This window comes from Paenibacillus sp. OK060 (assembly GCF_900101205.1).
In the GTDB taxonomy this organism is placed as follows: domain Bacteria; phylum Bacillota; class Bacilli; order Paenibacillales; family Paenibacillaceae; genus Paenibacillus; species Paenibacillus marchantiae.
Window position 1 is genome coordinate 112,954 of the sequence record NZ_FNFR01000011.1, and the last position, 21,782, is coordinate 134,735.

At 44.7% G+C, this 21,782-nt stretch carries 20 protein-coding genes and 1 pseudogene; 16 read left to right on the forward strand and 5 right to left on the reverse strand.

The genetic code is table 11. The features are described from left to right. Positions 1 to 211: 211 nt before the first annotated feature. Positions 212 to 1,672: an alpha/beta hydrolase family protein gene (locus BLS14_RS29000; protein ID WP_090955251.1), complete on the forward strand. Its 1,461-nt coding sequence runs from the start codon at positions 212 to 214 to the stop codon at positions 1,670 to 1,672. Between the two features lie 26 nt (positions 1,673 to 1,698). Here the strand turns inward: BLS14_RS29000 and BLS14_RS29005 are convergent, their stop codons facing one another. Further along, on the reverse strand, positions 1,699 to 2,682 hold the full coding sequence (locus tag BLS14_RS29005) for a MerR family transcriptional regulator (protein WP_090955253.1): 984 nt from the start codon (positions 2,680 to 2,682) through the stop codon (positions 1,699 to 1,701). Positions 2,683 to 3,072: 390 nt separating this feature from the next. Between BLS14_RS29005 and BLS14_RS29010 the strand changes: the two genes are divergently transcribed. After that, complete coding sequence (locus BLS14_RS29010) at positions 3,073 to 3,975, forward strand: SDR family oxidoreductase (protein ID WP_090811827.1); 903 nt, start codon at positions 3,073 to 3,075, stop codon at positions 3,973 to 3,975. A 124-nt stretch (positions 3,976 to 4,099) separates the two neighbouring features. Here BLS14_RS29010 and BLS14_RS29015 read toward each other — a convergent pair whose 3' ends face one another. Beyond that, complete coding sequence (locus tag BLS14_RS29015) at positions 4,100 to 6,622, reverse strand: transglutaminase domain-containing protein (protein ID WP_090955255.1); 2,523 nt, start codon at positions 6,620 to 6,622, stop codon at positions 4,100 to 4,102. A gap of 317 nt (positions 6,623 to 6,939) precedes the next feature. On the opposite strand from BLS14_RS29015, the gene BLS14_RS29020 reads away from it, so the two are divergent. Both BLS14_RS29020 and BLS14_RS32835 read left to right on the forward strand, forming a co-directional pair. Beyond that, positions 6,940 to 7,359, forward strand: coding sequence for an ester cyclase (locus BLS14_RS29020; protein ID WP_090955311.1), 420 nt, complete (start codon positions 6,940 to 6,942; stop codon positions 7,357 to 7,359). An 89-nt stretch (positions 7,360 to 7,448) separates the two neighbouring features. Continuing rightward, positions 7,449 to 7,784: a hypothetical protein gene (locus BLS14_RS32835; protein WP_090955257.1), complete on the forward strand. Its 336-nt coding sequence runs from the start codon at positions 7,449 to 7,451 to the stop codon at positions 7,782 to 7,784. Positions 7,785 to 7,910: 126 nt separating this feature from the next. Here BLS14_RS32835 and BLS14_RS29030 read toward each other — a convergent pair whose 3' ends face one another. Next, entirely contained in the window at positions 7,911 to 8,669 is a 759-nt protein-coding gene (locus BLS14_RS29030; RefSeq protein ID WP_090955259.1) for a GNAT family N-acetyltransferase, read from the reverse strand. Between the two features lie 170 nt (positions 8,670 to 8,839). Here BLS14_RS29030 and BLS14_RS29035 point away from each other — a divergent pair, with 170 nt between their 5' ends. From BLS14_RS29035 to BLS14_RS29045, 3 genes are read left to right on the forward strand one after another with little or no spacing between them, the layout of a single operon-like run. Further along, positions 8,840 to 9,502 (forward strand): M48 family metallopeptidase, encoded by a 663-nt coding sequence (locus tag BLS14_RS29035; RefSeq protein WP_090955261.1) that lies wholly within the window; start codon positions 8,840 to 8,842, stop codon positions 9,500 to 9,502. A 43-nt stretch (positions 9,503 to 9,545) separates the two neighbouring features. After that, the gene (locus BLS14_RS29040; RefSeq protein WP_090955263.1) at positions 9,546 to 9,935 is read left to right on the forward strand and encodes an iron chaperone; all 390 of its coding nucleotides are present in this window, start codon (positions 9,546 to 9,548) and stop codon (positions 9,933 to 9,935) included. A gap of 45 nt (positions 9,936 to 9,980) precedes the next feature. Continuing rightward, positions 9,981 to 10,514, forward strand: a complete 534-nt coding sequence (locus BLS14_RS29045) for an isochorismatase family protein (protein WP_090955265.1) — start codon at positions 9,981 to 9,983, stop codon at positions 10,512 to 10,514. Positions 10,515 to 10,698: 184 nt separating this feature from the next. Here the strand turns inward: BLS14_RS29045 and BLS14_RS33635 are convergent, their stop codons facing one another. Both BLS14_RS33635 and BLS14_RS29050 read right to left on the reverse strand, forming a co-directional pair. After that, positions 10,699 to 10,779 carry a putative holin-like toxin gene (locus tag BLS14_RS33635; RefSeq protein ID WP_371121679.1) on the reverse strand — a complete coding sequence of 27 codons (81 nt, stop codon included), beginning with the start codon at positions 10,777 to 10,779 and terminating at the stop codon, positions 10,699 to 10,701. A gap of 97 nt (positions 10,780 to 10,876) precedes the next feature. Next, positions 10,877 to 11,164 carry a DUF6809 family protein gene (locus tag BLS14_RS29050; protein WP_072735664.1) on the reverse strand — a complete coding sequence of 96 codons (288 nt, stop codon included), beginning with the start codon at positions 11,162 to 11,164 and terminating at the stop codon, positions 10,877 to 10,879. Positions 11,165 to 11,283: 119 nt separating this feature from the next. On the opposite strand from BLS14_RS29050, the gene BLS14_RS29055 reads away from it, so the two are divergent. The 9 genes and pseudogenes from BLS14_RS29055 (at position 11,284) to BLS14_RS29095 (ending at position 21,683) form a co-directional block, all read left to right on the forward strand. Next, positions 11,284 to 11,499 carry a helix-turn-helix domain-containing protein gene (locus tag BLS14_RS29055; RefSeq protein WP_072735663.1) on the forward strand — a complete coding sequence of 72 codons (216 nt, stop codon included), beginning with the start codon at positions 11,284 to 11,286 and terminating at the stop codon, positions 11,497 to 11,499. 78 nt (positions 11,500 to 11,577) lie between these two features. Then, positions 11,578 to 11,797: pseudogene (locus BLS14_RS29060) on the forward strand (helix-turn-helix domain-containing protein). Positions 11,798 to 11,997: 200 nt separating this feature from the next. After that, positions 11,998 to 13,581 (forward strand): glycosyltransferase family 39 protein, encoded by a 1,584-nt coding sequence (locus tag BLS14_RS29065; protein WP_090955267.1) that lies wholly within the window; start codon positions 11,998 to 12,000, stop codon positions 13,579 to 13,581. Between the two features lie 5 nt (positions 13,582 to 13,586). Beyond that, positions 13,587 to 14,174, forward strand: a complete 588-nt coding sequence (locus tag BLS14_RS29070; RefSeq protein ID WP_090955269.1) for a hypothetical protein — start codon at positions 13,587 to 13,589, stop codon at positions 14,172 to 14,174. A 388-nt stretch (positions 14,175 to 14,562) separates the two neighbouring features. Continuing rightward, positions 14,563 to 15,567: a phosphotransferase enzyme family protein gene (locus BLS14_RS29075; RefSeq protein ID WP_063567151.1), complete on the forward strand. Its 1,005-nt coding sequence runs from the start codon at positions 14,563 to 14,565 to the stop codon at positions 15,565 to 15,567. Between the two features lie 202 nt (positions 15,568 to 15,769). Continuing rightward, a complete protein-coding gene (locus tag BLS14_RS29080; RefSeq protein ID WP_063567152.1) occupies positions 15,770 to 16,300 on the forward strand; it encodes an HAD family hydrolase in 531 nt (176 codons plus the stop codon). Positions 16,301 to 16,399: 99 nt separating this feature from the next. Then, positions 16,400 to 17,575 (forward strand): GntR family transcriptional regulator, encoded by a 1,176-nt coding sequence (locus BLS14_RS29085; protein WP_256336739.1) that lies wholly within the window; start codon positions 16,400 to 16,402, stop codon positions 17,573 to 17,575. A gap of 398 nt (positions 17,576 to 17,973) precedes the next feature. Next, the gene (locus BLS14_RS29090) at positions 17,974 to 19,461 is read left to right on the forward strand and encodes a Vps62-related protein (protein WP_090955271.1); all 1,488 of its coding nucleotides are present in this window, start codon (positions 17,974 to 17,976) and stop codon (positions 19,459 to 19,461) included. Positions 19,462 to 19,568: 107 nt separating this feature from the next. Further along, positions 19,569 to 21,683: a DUF5054 domain-containing protein gene (locus BLS14_RS29095; protein ID WP_090955272.1), complete on the forward strand. Its 2,115-nt coding sequence runs from the start codon at positions 19,569 to 19,571 to the stop codon at positions 21,681 to 21,683. The last annotated feature ends 99 nt before the right edge of the window (positions 21,684 to 21,782 follow it).

A 21,782-nucleotide genomic window follows, 5' to 3' on the forward strand; every position in this document is an offset into this window, starting at 1 on the left:
CGTTGATGTTAATATCGTAATATCATACGTGCATTCCTTGAATACATGGGAGAACCTTCGGGAGATCCAGTGTCATACAGGGAGTGCATTTTTTTGTTTTCAAAATTCATGCTTGAATCTCCTGTAACTGGAGGTTTTATGATTGGAAATAGAAGAGCTGCTGCACGATATATTTTAATTTCAGTTGTGGCAGAGAAGGGGGCAAGGAATAATGAGAACACTGGAATGGATTTATCTTATTTTCAATGTAGTAATGCTGGTGTGGTTGATTGGGGGCCGAAACAAACCTCGGAAAATGGTGTGGGGAGGATGGGTCATATCGGTTGTATTATTGCTGGTACATGGGGTGCTTGAGGGATTGCGTTGGCCCATGATTCCGGCGTATTTGCTCACACTGGTTCCACTGATTGTGTTAATCGCTAAAAGGTCAAAATCAACCGTTATGCGGAAATTCGGACGTGTTCGAATCATCGGAACATCGCTGTTGGTATTGGTATACGCTGCTGTGACAATCGGGCTGCCACTCCTGTTCCCGGTATTTTCGTTTGATAAACCAACAGGACCTTACGGAATCGGTACGGTATCCTACGATTGGACGGATGAGAGCCGGGAGGAATTGCTGACGAGTACTACCGGAGACAAACGGGAACTGATGGTGCAGATCTGGTATCCAACGGATAAAGACACCAAGGGAACAACGACTCCTTATGTGAATGATCCGAAAGTGTATGCAACAGCCTTTAATGATGTGCTGAAGCTGCCAAAGCTTTTATTTTCAAACCTGATTCAAGTCAAAACCCATGCCATTCAGGAGGCATCATTGTCTGATGCGGAAGCCAAGTATCCGGTCATTCTTTTCTCTCATGGCCTACATGGTTATGAAAACCAAAATACGTTCCAGGTGGAGCAATTGGTCAGCCAAGGTTATATTGTTGTGGGTATTAATCATACGTATAGCAGTCTGGTCTCGGTGTTCCCGGACGGGCGTGTGGCGCAATTTGAATCCGAGGGCAAGGAAGGCTTCGATCAACTGCAGTTCAGTTATATGGACAAGCTCAACGAGACATGGGTGAAGGATGCGCAATTTGTGCTGGATCAAGTGGAGAAACTGGCTGCCAATGACGCAAACGGGCGTTTTAACGGTCATCTGGATCTGGACAACATCGGCATGTTTGGACATTCATTTGGCGGGGCAACAACCGTACAGATGCTGATGGATGATCCTCGTGTCAAAGCAGGTATGAACATGGATGGCGTATTGTTTGGAGAGAAGCGTATTCCTGCTGAAGGTGTAGGCAAACCGTTTCTCATGATGAGCGCGGATACAACCGTTGCAGGTACAAGTGTCATGAGTGACGATGAGATTGCAGCTATGGGCACGACTCGTCCGGAAGCTGAGAAATACTACGAAGAAGTGTATGCACGTTATGAACTGGTGACCGCGGGAGGGAACTACTGGATGGAGCTGAGTAATACCAAACATTTAAGCTTCTCGGACCTCTATCTGATATCTCCCATTCTGGAATGGTCACAGGGTGTAGATGCAAGGAAAGCACACCAAATTGTAAATGATACAACAATCGACTTCTTTAACCACTATCTGAAAGGGCAACCGCTCCAGTTGGACAGTGAAGTGGGAGAACACACATCCTATTCATTGAAAAAAGGTTGAATGTAAAAATGGAAGAGGACTGGAATTCAGACTTCTTCCATTTGTTTTAACCGCAGTCGCATGCCTTCCTGCAACAGATTAATGCCGTCCACGATCTCGCTCCATTCAGGATTCACGATCTTGCAGAGCTTGTTAAAACGAAGGATGCGCTCTGTTACGGAGTCGAGCATATATCGAGCTTGTTTGCGAAAAAATGCTTCCGGATCTCCAGCATGTTCAATACTGGCGTACATCATCACAAAATCCCACACCATGCTCTGCACTGCAGGGCTATCTAACGGCCAACGTTTGTCTAGAGCTTCAGTGGCACGAATGCGGAGGGTCTCCATTTTTTTTACCCAGGCATCTGCTTCAATCTGTGGATGATTCGCCATGGTGAAGAACGGAAGTTCGAGACGGGCCAGATCGGCGATATAGGCCGGATCGTTAATGATATCCTGGATTTCCTTCCATGCCAGTGTTTGCTGGGCAGACAGCTTTGTATCTTTCATCATGTATTTATCGAAAAAATGCAGAAACGAAACTCTCCATTCGTGCGGGATTTCGTCCAGCAGGTGAGATTCTTCCATTTTGGCGGAGATGAATTGTTTTCTTTTTTGGGCATTGACGGTCAGTGAATCCACCAGGCTTGAAACATAGGTAAGAGACTGTCCGGAATGAAGCGTATCTTCCACTTCCTGCTGTTTGGCTTGTTGCAGAATGGAGAGCATGGAATTCATGGTCCCGATCTGAGTTTCCAAGGCTTCAATCTGTAGATCCAGGGCCTGTGACACGCTAAGTTCACCGGACATCAGCTTGCGAATATCCGATATGCCAAAATTCAAATAGCGTAGCGTTGTGATCAGTTCCAGCCGCCACACGTCTTGCGGTGTATAAAGACGGTGACCACCTTCCGTATGAAAAGAGGGCCGGAGCAACTTGATTTCATCGTAATAACGTATCGTTTTGACAGTCGAGCCGATCATTTTGGCAGCTTCACCGATCGAATATGTATCTTTGCTTTGATTCAATAAAATCACCTCAGGATCTATTATACAACCTCCAGTTACAGGAGATTCAAAGTCGGAAGGTTTGCCATGGAAATGTTCAGAGCCAGTTTAAATTCCACCCATCTCGGTTACAAAGGAAAGAGTGCAACTTTTATGAAAACAACATAATAAATAAATTTAAATTTACACAGTCTATTTAAATTGAACTTATTTTCTACACAATAACGTAGAGGGCAGAGAAAGCCTGGAGAAGTGAAACGTTCGCCTTTATCACCGGATTTCCCCTTAATTAGGGATAGAAAAAATCTGGGGATAACAGCGATCGGAAGGTTGCTCTGACCGCGTAGTGACCAGTGTAGAATCATTTCGTTCTATTTATAGAGTGTAAATTAATCCGAGGAGGAATTGTACATGGCTAATCAAGACCAGCACACCATGCAAGATCCGACGACACAATATCCGAAGGCAACATCAGATTGGAAGCAGCAGCAGAAGGAGCCCGGGCTTCAACGTGAAATGACTCCTGTACCTGATGCAGGTGAAAAAAGCTACAAAGGCAGCGGCCGTCTGACCGGACGTAAAGCTGTTGTAACCGGAGCAGACAGCGGTATTGGTCGGGCAGCCGCCATCGCTTTTGCTCGTGAAGGTGCGGATGTCGTTCTGGCTTACCTTCCCGAGGAAGAAGCCGATGCGAAGGAAGTGGTCAAGCTGATTGAGGAAGCAGGCCGCAAGGCTGTTGCGATTCCAGGTGACCTCAAGGATGAGAAATACTGCGAAGAACTCATTGAATCTGCTGTAAAAGAGCTCGGTGGGATCGATATTCTCGCCAACGTGGCAGGTAAACAGCAGTTTGTTGAGCAGATCGCCGACCTGACTACAGAACAATTTGATGCGACATTCAAAACCAATGTCTATTCAATGTTCTGGCTCTGTAAAGCAGCTGTGAAACACATGAAACCAGGCAGCTCCATCATTAATACGTCTTCTATTCAGGCATATAAGCCATCTCCAATCCTGTTGGATTATGCGACAACAAAGGCTGCAATCAACACCTTCAGCAAAGCGCTGGCCCAGCAAGTCGGCAGCAAAGGCATCCGTGTGAACGTTGTCGCGCCAGGTCCGGTATGGACGCCGCTTCAGGTGGTCGGTGGACAGCCCGTAGAGAAGCTTGCTGATTTTGGATCTAATACTCCGCTTGGTCGTGCAGGGCAGCCTGCGGAAATGGCGCCAGCGTTTGTGTTCCTGGCGAGTCAGGAATCGAGCTATGTGAGCGGTGAAACGCTGAACGCCAATGGCGGTACAGTTAGTCCGTAAATTTGGATATAAAAGGCCTATGAGTGATAGGTCAGTGATCATAGGCAAGTGAAGCAAAGAACTCCATTCCCGATGAAGGTGAATGGAGTTCTTTGTTGTTATGGAATTTTTCTTAATTATTGCATCACTTCTGATCCGGGTTAGGCTCCAGAATGGCGTAGCTGCCGAGCGTGGCCAATTGAGCCGTATTCAGCAGGGCTTCATCTACCGCAGCGAGGGCTTCACCGGCAGCTGTCATCAGCTCATCAGAGTCCACAGGTGAGGCAAAACGGAGAATCACCCGATTTTCTCCATTTTTCAGTTCACTCTCAGCCTTCGTTTTGTATTCACTAATCGAAGCGACTTCGAGATCGTTCTGTATATAATAATCGTTCGCATCACTTTCGCCATTAAACAGGGCGAGTTCGGAATCAAGCCAGTAATCCTTATCGGCTATCGTTTTCTGACTTGCAGCCGTCTCATCATTTGCATTGTACAGGAAGTAAGGAATACCGGAATTGGTCAGATTGTTGGTGGCATCCACATGGAACCATTCATTCCCGATCTTGACCTTATTCCATGCATGAGGAACACCGCTAGATGCTCCCGTTACGACGATGCTTTCCAGTCCAGACAGATCGGAGAGCAGTTTGTAGACGGAAGCATAGCTGGCACATACGCCAACACCTTTGACAAGGATACCGTAAGTGGTAAACGAATCATTGAACTGTGCATCGACATTTTTAAAGTTGTTCTGTTCCGCATTTTCCAATGCTGCATCATCATACTTCGCGTTATCGTTCAGATAATCGTAGATGGCTTTCCGTTTCTCATCATCCTTCATGCCATCCTTGATGATGGAAGCAACAACTTCGTTTGCTTTGGCAATAATCTCGCTCTGCTTCTTCTGGATGACATCTGCCGATTCATTGTAATGGATCGAAAGGCTAAGTGTACCGTAGTTGTATTCAAAACCTTCCACACCCAGAATCAATGGATTCTGGTACATCACTTTCAGGACAACATCGGAGAGTGTTGTGAAATTTTGGGCCTCTGGAAAAGCTTTTAATGAGATCTTGTCTTGGACAGCAACCATGTTTTTAGCCAAAACTTCTTCCAATGCAGAATCTGCATTGATCATGGCATCGCCTGTAGCCGGCTCAGGAACCGTTTCCTGATTGCCTTGTTCTACATTCTGCTGTGTATTGGATTTCTGCTCATCAACCAAGTTGTCTTCTTCAGTTTCGGAAGCTGGATCAGGTGATTCACTCGTAATTTCATCAGAAGCTTTATCGGAAGACTTATCGGAAGTATCATCGGAAGCCTCGTTGGATGCAGAATCAGTTTTATCTTCTGACGTTCCAGTATTGGTTGTGGACTCCGTAGATGGAGCTTCCACTGCTGGTTCTGTTTCTGCTTCCGATGCAGGCGTATCATGATTGTTGATAATGGTTGGCACATCAGGTGCAGGGACGTATGGTGTGTCATTTTTCGGTTCTACCAGTCCGTTACTGGACTCGGCAACCGTTTGATTATTCAATTTGTCCAGATCTTCTTGAGTGATATTCTCTACGCGTACGTAACTTTTCAGAGCTGTTCCTTTAATGTGAAAAGGAATATTTGTTTCATTGAACTCTGAAATTTCTACACCAGTGGTGTCATAGACAATCGTTTCTTGGGAAAACGAACCATCAATATACTCAATACTTGTTGTTTTAGGCAATTCATTCATGTTCTTCAATTTCTTCATATACAGTTGTTCTTTTAAAGCCATCGGTAGCTGATTAGAGAGGGGGGCAGTGGCAACACCGTTGCTGAAATTGGATTCCTTATCTCCGCTGACCGCTGTGACGTAATATTCACCCTTCATACCATGGTTCTGATAGGAAGTCATCTGTTCATTAATAGTGCCAAGACCGCCTTTTCCGTCTTCCATAAAGTCATTAAAGGATGTTTCCGTTGTTGTGGTTAAAACCAATGGATTGCTTCCATTGAAGGCTTTCTCCGCTCCTTGCAAGGGTACGTTGTTTGTTTCAAAAATAACCGTTCGATCTGCACGATTATAAATTTTATATTCGGTTGCACCTTCGACCTTATCCCAAGTCAGTTTAAATCGCTTATCCTTGTCGATTTCATATTTGAGATTGGGAACAGCCAGCTCGGATTTTACTGTGAAAGGAATGATCATTGGTTGATCCAGTAGCGTGAGCTTCTCGGCATCCAGATCATAATTAATACGAATGTAATAAATGGGGGCACCACCCCAAGTGCTTTGCTCCTGTGTCCGTAACTTATCTGAGGTTAAAACACCCCATCCAAGAGGCTTAATGGAGACACTATTATCATTGATTTCTGGTATGGCGTAAACTTTGCTGGCCTCAAGGGCCTTAATATCGGTATGTACACTAATCATGTCACTTGCTTGTATACGGCTATTTTTCAGATCTGCTTTGAATTTAAACTTGAATTCTTCATCTTGAGCTACGTTATACATCGGCATAATCGCTTTATTCGATTCAGAGCCGTACTTCTGCTTCAAACTTAATACGCTAGAACCTTCTATTATTTCTGTGGGGTTATTCTCGGACGGACTACTCTCCTTGTCATTGCTCTGGCATCCAGCCAATAACAGGGTGAGCGTAAACATAATCAAAAATAAACGTTTCATGGTACACCACTTTCTCGTTTTTCTAAGTTGTTGCAAAAGCTAATTTCTAAAAAATCTAAACATCGAACATTATCATTTCTGGTTAAAAATCATTTTCGAACCTCTTATCAGCAAAACCTCCTATTAATTCCCTAATGTCTTTTGCTAGTCTATGGTCATATAGACTTATTGTCAAGATATGTAATGGTATATTATGACTATATACAATCGAGTGAGAATCCTGTATAAAAGCTAGTTAAATTGATCTTAGCGAGAGAGTGAGAATTGTAGAGACTTCTGGTACAATGCATGATAAAACGAAAAATGGAGTGGATCGGATGACGCCAGAACAGATTGTCAGAACCTTTTTTGAAGAAGTGCGCTCGGGTCGCAATCTTGATTATGCCAATACACTAATGGCCGAGCAGGTACTGGCTCACCAGGTGATCTCAGAAGAGGAAGTGACAGTCACAAGAACGCCCTCCGTCTATGCGGATCATGTGAGGGGAATGATTGAGGCGTACGGAGATTTTTCGCTGCAGATTCAGGAGTTGCTTGCACAGGGGGATAAAGTATATGTACGCTGGAGACAAGTGGGTACTCATGTTGGAGAAGTGGATGGATATGCACCGACCAACCTGCCCGTGATTGAAATGGCGAGTGCGGTATATCGAGTGGAGAATGAGAGAATTGCAGAATACTGGATTCAGATCGACAGGCTGGGGATCGAAAAACAATTGGAGCGCAATCAGAGCTGATAACCAGCTCTTTCACAGGAGAGATTTATTAAACTGTATAATACAGAGATATAGCAGGTGGAGGTGACATCATAAAACACATCACAAAAATGGCAATGGCTGTTCTAGCCGCCACCGCGATCATTACTACAGTAATAACAACAGCATCAATGAATAATGAAACAGTTGTCACTACATCCACGGCATTATCAGTAATTAATAACGAGGAGCTCGCAGGTACTGCGACTACGAAACAGTTTAATATCCCGGTGGGATTTGAATATGTGAAGGTGAGCTTTAAAAACACAGGTTCGAAAGTGTTTACGTTCACGATCAACCAAGGATCTACTGCTGGAACCGCAAAAATGAATTATACTGTCCCAGCAGATGGAAAAGAGCATACTTATTGGAGTGACCAAGCTTGGTCAAGGGTTTGTTTTATGTGAGCGTGTCTTCTGCACAAGGGATGTCCGGCAGATTGAGTGTGTGTCTGGGTACCGACCTCAATAAACTGAAAAGTTTGTAAATTCTAGCCCCCTCGGCTCATGGTGGTGAAGTGATGGTAGGATAGCCTAAGCTTTCTTGACCCTATACCAGTATGTATAGATTTCCGAGAATCCAAGTTTGGCATACAGTTTTATTGCGGGAGCATTATTAGCAACTACTTGCAGGTAACTGGAGGTAGCGCCATTCTCTTTTCCCCAGTGCAATAGATGAAGGATCATCTGCTCGGCTAATCCCCGATTCCGAAAGTTAGCGTCCGTAATAATGTCATACAGTCCAATATAGCTTCGTTCCACCACACCGAATCCACAAGCAACGACTTGTCCGTCGATGAACAGCGAGATGAAACCTGTACGTGTACGGATGTTGGTCAACATTTGTTCCATCGTTCCCCGATGCATTTCACTTACCTGATTCAGTCGGCAAAAGTGATCCAACCACTCTCCGGTTAACTGTTCGTCCATTTTTACAGCAGAGTGCTTAGGCTCCTTAATGGTTTCCAGGCTCCGAGTCTGGACCCGGCTCAGATCTACAACATCATACCCCTTTTCATGTAAAAGCTGGTCGAGATGATCCGGCTGGATAAACGGCGTAATCTTGAATATGGTACTTAATTGATTGGAAGCGTAGATTCGCTCGCATTGCTCGATCTTTTCATGCACATCTTGGGTAGAGTAGTGAAGGGGTTGAATGGAGTTGGCGCGCTTCGTATATCCCTGTGCAAAACGCAGTACCCATCCGTCAAAAAGTAAGGTGGATAAGGGCTGCCAATGGTTGAGTGATAGTTCTTCAATTGTTTTGTAATCCGAATTCGATGTAGGGATCATATCTATCCTCCTATCTTATAATTTTATAATAATACATATTAATGAATAAAAATTCAATATAAAATATGTAATAACGCTGAACATTATGCATAGAGTCACAGAATGGGTTACAATTTGAATGAATAAATTAGAATTTTGAAATTGAAATATCGAAAGAAGTGGAGCAGGTTATGCTAACTATTGAAATAAACAATCACATCATTAACTGTCACATCGAATATGGGAAACGGAAGAAAGCTTCCATTACGATGGATTTACCCTATATGGTCACAATCAAGGCTCCCAATGGTACCGGCGAAGACATGATCCGGCAGCTTGTTGCGCAACATGGGGAAGTGATTTTGACGAAATCTGCTCTGATGCAGCAGGCGTTGGACGGTCCTCAAGAGAAAGAATATGAAGAGGAAGGCAAAGGGAAGTTTCTACTCTTTGGCAAAGAACATGCACTGCATGAGTTAATTGACGTAGAGGGATGTTCGGAAGAGGAATTGCGTACGAATCTGAAGAAGTTTTATTTTGCCGAGTGTAAAAGAATGATCGGTGAGCGCATCGGCCGTTACCAGCAGGAGTTAAAGGTGAAGCCGAAGTCTGTGGACATCGTCGAATCGGCGACCAAGTGGGGAAGCTGCAGTTGGGATAAAAAGCTGACGTTTAACTACCGTTTGGCGATGGCTCCACTAGAGGTGATTGATTACGTGATCATTCATGAGTTATGCCACATCCATCATATGAATCATGATCGTTCGTTCTGGCGCCGTGTGGGCAGTATTATGCCCGACTACAAAGCCAAGGAGGATTATCTGATGCGAAATGGCCGAGCCATGACGTTGTGAAAAATGCCCATACCACGAATGGACGTGGTGGAAGGAGTTCAAGATGTCAGAGAGTACCTCTTTTGATGTGTTGGTAGATGAATATATCTCCCAATTTCCTTCGGATGTACAGGTCAAATTACAATCATTAAGACAGGTTATTCGCGATTCCGCTCCCAATGCCGTGGAGAAGATCAGTTACAAGATGCCAACGTATGCAGAGCACGGGAACTTGGTTCATTTTGCAGCCTACTCCAAGCATATCGGATTTTACCCAGGTGCCAGTGGGATCGAAGCGTTTAAGGAAGAACTCTCACGGTATAAAGGAGCCAAAGGATCGGTGCAATTTCCCTTGGATCAACCATTACCAGAAGAATTAATCCGCCGGATCGTGGAATTTCGGGTGCAAGCGAATGTGGAAAAGGCTCGGGAAAAGAAGCTAAAGAAGGAGTAGATTTGGGGAAACGCCTATCGATCTACTAAAGCAAGGGGAGAGCGCATGAACAAAGCCCTGATTGTATTGGATGTGCAATACGGGATTACGTCATTGAGAGATTTCACAGCACAGCTAGGCAAAATTGAAGCGGTTATCGCTGAATTTGACCAGCGGAATGAACCGATCATTTACTTGAAACATGTAGACTATGATCACGAGGGGTCTTCACTTTTTTACAAGAATGCTGCGGGTCTGGAGATTGTAGTCGACACTGGGCGGCATACGGTTCTGGAAAAAAGTAAACCTAACGCCTTTAGCAATCCGGAGTTGAAGAATTGGCTTCATGAACATCAGGTGGAACATGTGTTTATTATTGGATTTAACACAGAATATTGTTGCCTGTTTACGGCAATTACTGCGGAATATGAAGGATTCAAAGTCACTCTGATCGAGGATGCAACGGGTTCGGTAAACACAGAAGAGACGTATGAAATGCCAGGGTTGGATATTCAGGACTTTGTTGGTTCGATTCTAAACTGGTCCAATTGTATTGAGGTTCTATACTGGCATGAATATAAGAGAATGTACGATGATTAACACGGTTTATATGTGACTTCAAAGATTTGAGTATGGTATAATTAGAGCAGATTAGACGTAAAATGCAAAGAGAGCCGTGCTGGTAACACGACTTCTCTGAGCAATAGCCGCTTTTAAGGGCGGTGGGCTTCGGTAACATAAGGGCACGATGAAATAGACCGCGATCCTTTGCTATGAGGGCGGTCTATTTGCGTTTATCGGACAGAATGGCAATGATGAGCGTACCGAAGGTAAGCATCAACATGATTGCTTCAAACACTGTCACAGGGCATCCCTCCCTTCATGGCGAGGTAGCCGACCGACCCTTTAAGCCTATTCTATTGCTTTGTTGATTATAGAATATTTTGTAAGAAGCTATGGCGTCAGAATCTTTGTATATGTAACTCGCTCATTAGTTGCAGGGCATCCCGAAACCCTTGTAAATAAATCTCTCTTTCCAGAAGTGTTTGCATAGAAAGTTGAGTATCTTCATATAAAAAAATGGTCTGATTCAGATGTTCAGGTAAAGCTTGACGGATGGTATGAAAATAATGATCAGATTCTTCAGATAGTTGGGTATAATCAGGCTGCGTGTGAGACAAATTGTTGTATAATAACTCTAAGCGCGTTCGGATTAACGGTTCTGCCAAAGATTCCAGAGATTCTATCATGCATTCTCCTACTTTCTATGAATTGAACTATAGAGATTTAATAACTCATAGAGTTATGATAACTTAATTAGTTATTAACGTCAAGAGTTACTATATTTTATGTTAAGGGATGTTTTCAGATGATCAAATTCACTCTCGAACAAGTTCTGAAGGATAAGGGTATGTCTATGTATGCTTTGGCTAAAAAAACAGGAGTTCGTCCGAATACCATTGGACAATGGGTAACGGATAGCGGTTTTGAAGTCAAATCGATCACAATCGAAACCCTTGAGAAAATTTGTATAGCACTGGAATGTCAGCCAGGCGACTTAATCAAGTATATTGACGAGAAGTGATGTTTAACAGGCAATATTAGGCTGAGGTGCACTTTTACAATCATGGGGTTATACCTGTTTGTTTGGAGGAGAACATGTATGATTAAGATTCATTTATCTCGCATTATGGGAGAGAAAAGAATTAACATTGCCGGTTTATCCCGATTTATCCCGACTAACCGGACTACATAGAAATGGGATTGCCAAATTATATAATGAGGAAACAGATGGCGTGAAGTTCGATACGCTGAATCGAATATGCGAGGCTTTGGATTGTGAGATCCAGGATATTATTGAGTTTATTAAGGATGAGAAGTGATCTTCAACGATTAGCTTAAAGCCCACACACTCTTTAAAAAAAATAGAAATACGGACCGTTACCTTATCCAAGGGACGGTCTTTTTTGTGCTGTAAATCATCCTTCAATGAGCATTCTTAAGCACAAATCTGAATTCAGCCTTTTTTCAGGTAGAGGCATTATACTATTCCCGAATCCTGTACTGGAAAAGGAGTTTTGGCATGTCTAAGGTGATCCATAAGTCGCTTTATCTCATTCTGCTTGTTTTTGTCGGCGTGTTTATCGTATCGTCCCTGTTTGTCCGGGCGCAGTACAACTACACCTTGTATGGGGATAATCCGATTCTGGGTACGCAGCAGTGGAGTATTTTTATCCCGGTAATTGCTTTGCTTCTGGTATCGGGTGTGGGGTTATACCGCCTTTGCCTGAAGCTTAACAAATACAGCCCAAAGGTTGTCATTCCGGTGGTGCTGCTATGTTCGCTGGCCATTCAAATCATCATTATCTTCGTGTTTCCACGAGTGCCTACGGATGATTCACAGACCGTGCTTTCACTCGCGATGAACATGCTTTACGATCACGATTATTCTTCGTTTGAATCGGGCGGATATCTGCACATGTTCCCGTTCAACTTTTCTACCGTTTTGTATCTAAAGACATTGCTGTACCTGTTCCCGGATAATTATCTGGTAATCAAGCTGTTCAATATTTTGTTTGCAACGGTAACGACATTAATGATTTATCTCATTTATAAACAGTTAAATCATAAGTCCGCGGAACGTGATTACGGGGTTCTGATCTTTGCAGCCACGTATCTGCCATCCCTGTTCCTGAACAACCTGATCTATAACGATGTTATTGCTACGGCATTTCTGACGTCTTGTTTATACTTTTTGATTCGGTTTATACGTGCAAAGTCTTGGCGGACAATCGTCATTGCCGCCATTCTGCTCGCGATTGGCAACTACTTCCGAAGCATTGGCGTAATTGTGCTGATTGCTGCTATGTTAACCATCCTGCTGAATATGCGAAGTATTGGATTCAAGAAAGTGATTGTCTCCGTCTTCGTGCTGGCTACGTTGTTTAACGTCCCAGGGTGGACTCAGAATGCGGTATTAAAATCTTCGGGTGCTGTAAGTGAATCTGATGGGGAAAATTCGGCACCGGTCTATATGTGGTTGAACATGGGTATTAATCTGGAACGATTCGGCTTCTGGGACAACATGGAGAGCTACCAGATCTATCAAAGAGAAGCCAACTATAATAAAGCTGAAAGTACAGAACTGTACAAGCAGGAGATTGAACGCAAGCTTTCGGAAGCCGGCTTAAGTGACTTGGCCCAGATGTATTACAAAAAGATCATTTGGACCTGGACTGAAGGTACCTACCAAATGGATCGATATGGCATCGGTAATGAAAGCTCCTCGGGTATGGGAGGAGGAAGAGGTGGCGGAATTGCCGGCTCCTACAGTTATACCAATGCGGTAACAGACGTATTCAAGGGAGATTCCGTCTACCGGACGGGGGTGCTTTGGATCGTTTATGTGATGAATTTCATGATGTACTGTTTTATTTTCATTCGCTTGGTCGGTGGAATTCGTGGAAAGCGGTATGACGAAGTCTCTTTGATTCTGGTTATTCTCGGATTTATCGGGTTCTATATTCTGTGGGAGATTAAATCGAGGTATATCTATCCCGTATATCCGCTGCTGGTTGTATTGTCGTACATGGGATTTAAAGATGCGTATAACTTCATGTTTCATAGAAAACTTGGCTGGGAACGTTCTTCCCTGAGAAAAGGGTGATCCGTATGCGAAAAAATGGTTATCTCACATCGGCTATGCTCTTGCTGCTGACCTGCTCAGTTTTGCTCTCTGCTTGTGATGTTATTACTGCCCAGAACATTACGAATACCGGTTCTGTACAAGGCATGAACGGTGGCGGAATGATGAATGGCGTTGGCCCGGGCATGAATGGAGGAGCACAGAGGGGCGGAGGGCAAGGGATGAATGGCAGAACAGGCGGTCAGGACGATATGCGGGGGATGATGAATGCCGATCTTACAGGCAAAGTGATCTCTGCCACAGGGAGTACCGTCACGATCTCGTTGCTTGAGGTGCAGGATAACTCATCCACAGGCTCGACTAATGGAAATGGAAGACAACCAGGCGCCTCCAGAGGCGGAAGCATGGAAATGAAAGATACGGGCATTGAAATGAAGTTGGACATCAGTGAGGATGTGGATATCACGGAAGGCATGGGCATGGGTGCCCCAGGCAACAACCAAAATGCTAATTCATCCATTCAGGTGTCTGACCTGAAGAAGGGAGATGTAGTTATGGTTTGGTATAAGGAGAATACCGAGACCGTAGAACGAATGGTTGTTACACAGTCTTGATATTCATTGCCTATCATCACTTGATGGAGTATTATGGAAATAACTTGTTTCTCGGAAGGAGTGAGCGTCATGAAACGACGGGCTAAGATGATGCAAAGTGTTACAACAACAATTAAGGTGATAACGAACTGAATAGATCCGGCAGAGCAACGAACACATGGCGAAGCATTTGGAGTCTGCTAATGGGACGATCTGAAGTCTGCCGACATATAGGGATATAACTGCTCATTTTTCCTGGTATGCACGAGGTTTATTTGCTTATGCAAGTAAACCCGTGTATCCAGAATTTTTAAAGCCGCAGGCATAGCCTGCGGCTTTTTGCGCGCAAAAATAGGATTCGGAACGCTTAAAGCGTTCTATATTAACCGACCACTAAGGAGATATGCCCATGTTAAAACTTAAATATTTATTCCATAATAACGATCTCGCCGAGATGATTTTGAAAAACTGGAGTTATGATCCGGAGTCACTGGACATGTTCCAGTATTATCGTATATCCTCCAATGCCGTGTATCCGTTCAGGGATCAGGGAGAGGTTTACTTGCTTCGTTTTGCCCCTGTAGATGAGAAAAATCAAACCAATCTTGCAGCGGAGTTGGAGTTCCTGTCCTATCTTAAACTAAATCAATATGGCGCCATGGAAGCAGTACCTTCCCATGCAGGAAAAGAGCTGGTAGTGGCTCATACGCCTTGGGGAATGTATTATGCCTCTGTATTCAAACGAGTTCCTGGTAACCAGATGGGCAGTATCGATATAAATGACCAGATCGTGCACAGCTTGGGTGAGGCATTGGGTAAGCTACATCGTTTATCTTGTGAATACACACCCAAACAGGCAAAACGCTGGACATATATCGATGTACTGGATTGGATGAAGGACGTTCTGGGGGAGTTCCCTGGCGAGAATGCGGCGCTCAATGAGGTAGAAGTTCTCCGAAATTATTTTGCAAATTGGCCCGTTACACAGCAGAACTTCGGGTTAATTCATTATGATTTTGAACTGGATAATGTCTTCTATGACGAGGAGAGTCATTCCTGTTACGCCATTGACTTCGATGACGCCATGTACCACTGGTACGCAATGGATGTGGAGCAGAGTCTGGATAGTTTACGGGATGAAATTCAGCCGGATGAATGGGAACAGAAGAAGCAAATATTCTTGCAAGGGTATTGGAAAGAAGCAGGAGACGCCTATGATATGGAGTCGATGTTCCCAGCATTTCGTCGCTTTGCCAATCTGTACGGTTATGTACGTGTGCTTCGATCTGGGGCAGAACAATGGGCGCATGAGCCGGAATGGATGAGTGGATTAAGAGCAAGGCTGGATAAATCGATGGCAGTAAAAGCAAAACAGTTTGGTCAGCAGCAGCCCCTCCAACTACCGGCAAATTGATCCTCAGTACTTTTTCGGTCAAGATGATTATCTGGCCTCTGCATAAGTGCAACGAAATAATGATTGATTTTTTATTCGCCTCCATTGTAACATTAGATTAAGCGCTATACCTTTTATTAAAACATCAATGTTGGATTACATGGTCAAGTGGAAACCGGCAATTCGTTTCACCAATTGAATGAAGAGGACGGTCATAACGAACATGGACGACAAAAAGTTAATTATCTTTTTTGACAGCGGCGATACCATTGTTGATGAATCGACCGAGATTCGGGACGAAGAGGGAATTGTTCTGAGTGCGGATCTGATTCCGGGTGCGGATATTACGATTCAAAAGCTTCATGAAAAAGGGTACACGCTGGCCCTGGTTGCTGACGGCGATGCACAATCCTTCAAGAACGTATTTAAGCAGCATGGACTTCATGATTATTTTAGTGCAATGATTATTTCGGAGAATATTAAAGCCAGCAAGCCAAGCCCGCGGATGTTTAAGGCAGCAATTGGTGCCCTTGATTTGTCCGAAGGGGATTTTTCCAGAACAGTAATGATTGGCAATAACCTGAGTCGTGATATGAAGGGAGCCAACGCACTTGGCATCACCAGCATCTTTCAGAGCTGGACGCCACGTTATCCCCATGAGCCATTGGATGAAACAGAACGTCCAACTCACACAGTTGGTGAACCGTTGGAGCTGCTTGAACTTATTGAACGGCTAAATGCCGAAGTCAAATAAATAAATGTTTGCTTGCATGCCCTTGAGCAGAAGGATCGAATGTCATTCTACCTTCTGCTCAAGGGCTATTTTTACTTTTTTACATGAGAAAATGATAGAATGATCGTAAAATCCGGAACTGGGGTAGGTGTTCACATGGAGGAACCACATCGGAAGCCGTTGTTGTACTTGCAAACTGCCGATTTGGTGATGGAAGAAATTCGTAACCGGAAATTGCAGCCACATGATCCCGTGCCATCGGAAGGCGAGCTCGCCAAACTGTATTCTGTCAGCCGTATGACAGCCAAGCTTGCGCTGCAAATTTTGGAGAAACAAGGTATTGTCTATCGGTTGGCGCGGCGGGGGACATTTGTGTCGGGTGATTATTTGGGCGGGCCGGGTAAGGAGTCATTATCGGGGAATGTAACTACAGACAAGAAGCTTATGAAGCGAAAAATTGCCCTGCTGTTCCCCAATATGGATGATTACGTAGCCAGAATTATAGCATCCGTTGAGCAGGAAGCACGTAAATCCGGGTGCCAGCTGCTCATTCGGATTACTACGGATAAAGAGGATGAGAGCTTCTGCCTACAAGAGTTGTACGAGGAAGGAATCGATGGAATTATTCTGTTTCCAAGGGGGCGAACACGATGCAGTGAAAAGGTGCTGGAGCTTAATCTGCTGAATTATCCTTTGGTAATCATCGATCGGATCTTTCGTGAGGTCAATATTGATTGTGTGTACCATGACCATTATCAGGGAGCCTACAACTTGACGGAATATTTGATTGATAGAGGACATCGGGAAATTGGGTATATCTCTATGTCGTTTGATGGAGTGACGAGCCGGGAGGATCGCTATAAAGGTTATGTGCAGGCCATGCTGGACTACGCACTGCCTGTTAACGGTCGCAATATTTGCCTGGATTGTGCAGAGGATTACATGCTCAACCTGAATGGGCCGAATCTGCAACTCAAGGATTTCATTCAAAGTAATCCGGCAATGACAGCCGTTGTCTGTGCGGATGATTATATCGCGACTTCTTGTCTGTACACGGCCTTATCCATCCACAAGCAGGTACCTGAGGAACTGTCCATCATTGGTTTTTCCGACATCCAGTTGGCGAGTCTGCTGCCCGTGCCACTGACTACGGCAAGACAAACGACAGAGAAGCTTGGACAGGCAGCAGTGAATTTGCTGTGCAAACGTATGGAGAATTCCCGAGAAGGGGCTTTATCCATCAAGGTAAACACAACCATCATCGAACGAAGCTCCGTACGTAATCTTAATCAATGAGTGTTGATGCGGTTCCGTTATTCAAGCCAATTTAAACCTTCCTTATCTCGTTTTGATGATAAGGGAGGTTTTTTGTATGTCAGTGACATATGTGGTTCGCTATCATATTCAAACTCAACAATGCAAAATTTGTTATGCTTGTTACCGTTTTATGCAAATATAATGTAAATAATAGTAATTATATGAAGTTTATTTAGAGAAAAATTTACATTTATATCATTGTATATGTCAATGACATATATTAGTGTGAAGATATGCCACTTATCTTTCAAGGATGAAGGGAGGATATTCCGGAAAGCGCTACCATACATCCTGGGAAATGACCTGCAGAGCCAAAAGAAATGTAACGTACGAACGTTGGCAATAATCGAAATCATTATTCGAAGAGGAGCCCGAATATGACAATCAAATCCTTGCTTGCAGCTTCGTTCTTGGCAGTATCTCTTTTCTTTCCACTGGCGCAACCCGCGCAGGCGGAAGAGGACAACGCCGTAACGGTTTACCAGGATGGAGATTTTGGAGGCAGCTCCCAACCGTTTGGGATTGGCCAGTTCAATGTGAATCAGCTTAACGTGGTTGGCAACGACAAAATATCTTCGGTAAAGGTAGCTCCGGGATATCGATTGACCCTGTATCGTGACAAGGATTTCTCCGGTGACACCAAAACGCTGACCGGCGATGCGGGATGGCTTGATGATTTTAACGACGCGACCTCCAGTCTGAAAGTAGAGAAGATCGGAGGCCCCAATAAACCAGTTATCGCATATTCCAATTCGCCTTATGGAGGTTTTGAGCAGCAGTTTGATATCGGCAGCTATAATGTGGATGAACTGAAGGCTGGAGTAGGCAATGATGCCATCTCTGCACTCCGGGTAGCCCCAGGGTATAAGGTCACATTGTACAAAGACTACAATTTCGCTGGATATTCCAAGGTTCTGACCGCAGATGCGATCTATGTTGGCGGAGATATCAATGATTCGGTATCGAGTCTGAAAGTTGAAGCCATCTCGCCGCTCGATGCCACCTCGGTTGCCGTTCCGGGTAACGATTACAGTGACACAGCCAAGCGTGAAATATTGCAAACCTTTGCTCCCAAGATCTGGTTTGCCCAAGGCGAAGTTTATTTCCCGTCCTCGGTAGAACATACCCTGCCGCATGTGGATCGCTATGTGAATCCAGGTTCAGGTTTGTATGAATTTAAGACCAAAACGGAATTGAATCCATATACCCTGAAACTACCTTATTTTACGGGCGATCTGGCTAATGCGCCGATCTATGCGTTTTGGGTGGAGAAGGAGTATAACAACGTCGATCTGGTATATTTCCAGTTCAGTCCCTATGATCTTGGGAAAACGGTGTTTGGCACGGAAGTGGGAGATCATGTCGGAGACTGGGAGCGGGTCACGGTCAGATTGGCCAAGTTCACCGATCAGAACAGTAACTATGTGAAGCCGGTTCAAGTTTACTATGGCGCGCATTCTTTCGGTACAACCTACTCTTGGGGTGAAGTGGACAAAGTAAACAATACACATCCTGTTGCGTATTCCGCGTTTGGTTCCCATGGGATGTGGAAAGATCCTGGTAATCATGTCTATCAGGAACTCGTCGTAACCCAGTTGATTGATGTGACGAATCAGGGAACGGCATGGGATACCTGGAACAATATCCAGGCTTTTCAGTATTATCCGAATACTCGAACAGGTAATGGTCTGGGAAATGCTTGGCCATCATGGCTGGACAGGGATTACAGTAATCCGAACAGCTTGTCTGTCTATAAATTCGGAAATCCGTCCCAAGGCTCCTTCTTTGGTCAGCCTCTACTTGCAGGAGGACCAACAGGACCGCAGGAAAAAGGCGCATTAACGAATGATGTTATTTTAGATTAGGCGATGATTAACGAGGGGACTCGCTTTCACATGAAGCGGGTCTTCCATGCTTATTGTTCAAATAAACAGTATTAACTGTGAATCTAACAACGGAGGCTCAGACAACCATGACTAACCGTAAAAAAGTACATGTTGTTTTTAAAACTCACCTGGATATCGGATTTACGCACTTGGCGGAAAACGTCGTAAAGCAGTACATGGAAGAGTATGTACCCAAAGCTATCGCTTTGTCCGCGCAGTTGGAAGCAGAGGGAGGACGAGAGCAGTTCATATGGACCACGGGTTCCTGGATGATCCGTCATTATCTGAATCATGCGTCCGAAGAGGGTAAACAGGCCATGGAACAAGCGATCCACAAGGGTCATATCGTATGGCATGGATTACCGTTCACAACGCATACCGAGCTGATGGACCCCTCATTATTTCGCTACGGATTGTCCATCGGACTGGAGCTGGATAAACAATTTGGTAAAACGACCATTGCAGCAAAAATGACGGATGTACCCGGTCATACCCTGTCTATGGTGCCTTTGATGAATGAAGTGGGTATCCGGTATATGCATCTTGGGGTTAATCCAGCTTCCATGCGCCCGGATGTGCCTAAACTGTTCAGATGGCAGGCAGCGGATGGCAGTGAGATCATTGTCAATTATGCGGACACCTATGGTGAGGCAGTCGAAATAGAAGGTATCGATGATATCTTGTTGTTTGCCCATACGGGCGACAATTGCGGACCGCCAAGCGCAGAAGAGATTCGTGAACAATTCCAGCATATCCAGGAAAGATACCCCGATGCAGAGATTATGGCGTCGTCTCTTGATGCATTTGCGGTGCACCTTGATCAGGTTCGGGACCAATTTCCTGTTGTACGTGAAGAGCTCGGGGATACTTGGATTCACGGAGGCGGTACCGACCCGCTTAAAATAGCCCGATTCCGCCAGTTGCAGCGGTTAAGAGACAAGTGGCTGACCGAAGGCCGGATCGATCCGGCAAGCGCAGAATATAAAGGCATGAGTGATGCCATGCTGCTGGTTGTGGAGCATACGTGGGGGCTTGATGTGAAGAAATGGCTTCCGGATTTCCGGAATTATGCCAAGCCTGACTTCAACCGCGCACGGGAAATGAACGAAGTCGATGTGGAGGATATCCCTGCAAAATTTCAATATATCGGTGCCTTCGCCATGGATGAGTTCGACAGTCATTCCAGCGGACTATTCTCTTCGGAGTCGAGCCGTCGTACCTATTCCATGATAGAGAGTTCTTGGGCGGAACAGCGGGAATATTTGGACACGGCTGTGGCGTGCCTGAGTGAAGACAAGCAGAAGGAAGCGCAGCAAGCTTTTGAACAACTAAACCCGGTTAAAAGTACGTTTTCCGACATCGTATCTCCGGCAAGTCATCAAGTTTATAGCAGTGGCGGATACCAGCTGGCCTTCAATAACAATGGTGCACTGATTCAGCTGACGGACGAGAAGGAAAAGAATTGGGTGGACGCGAAGCATCCGTTCGGAGCCTATGCCTATGAAACTTTCGGGACGGAGGATTACGACAGGTATTTCCGTACCTATATGCAGAACTTGCCTGTGACACATCCTTGGGCGGATGCCGATTTCAGTAAACCTGGCTTTGAATTTGTGCGCCCGCTGCCAAGCCATCAGGTGTACTTGCCAATCGTGACCGATATGCACAAGTCAGGCAATGCTCATGGCGATACGTATGGGTTCCAGTTGTCCATGCCAACAGAAAGTCATGAATTGTACGGAGCACCCAAGGAACTGGAACTGGTATATACGTTTTCACAGGCAGGAGTGGTAGAGGTTAGCTTGCAATGGTTTGGAAAAGAAGCGAATCGTCTTCCAGAGGCCAGTTGGTTTGGATGCGGACTGAAGGTGGATAACCCCAATCTGTGGATGATGGACAAGCTTGGAGGACGAATCTCTCCGTTGAATGTTGTAAAAGATGGCAACCGCAATCTGCATGCAGTAGACAAGGGAGTATTCTATGAGGGCACAGATGGTCAGGCCTCTATTGAAGCACTGGATTCCGCTTTGGTCGCACCTGGACAGAGAAGATTGCTGCAATTCGACAACTCGTTTGTTTCGCTTGAATCCGGATGGCAATTTAATCTGCATAACAATATCTGGGGCACCAATTTCCCAATGTGGTACGGCGAGGATGCCAAATTCCGCTTTCGACTAAATACAGCTGCAAACCGCAAATAAGAGAAGTTGATGTAGAATTTTACCAAAAATTGATGATCGGATAATAATCCTAGTACAATTGGAATCTATACTTGGATTTGTGAGTGAGGATGCTGTTTG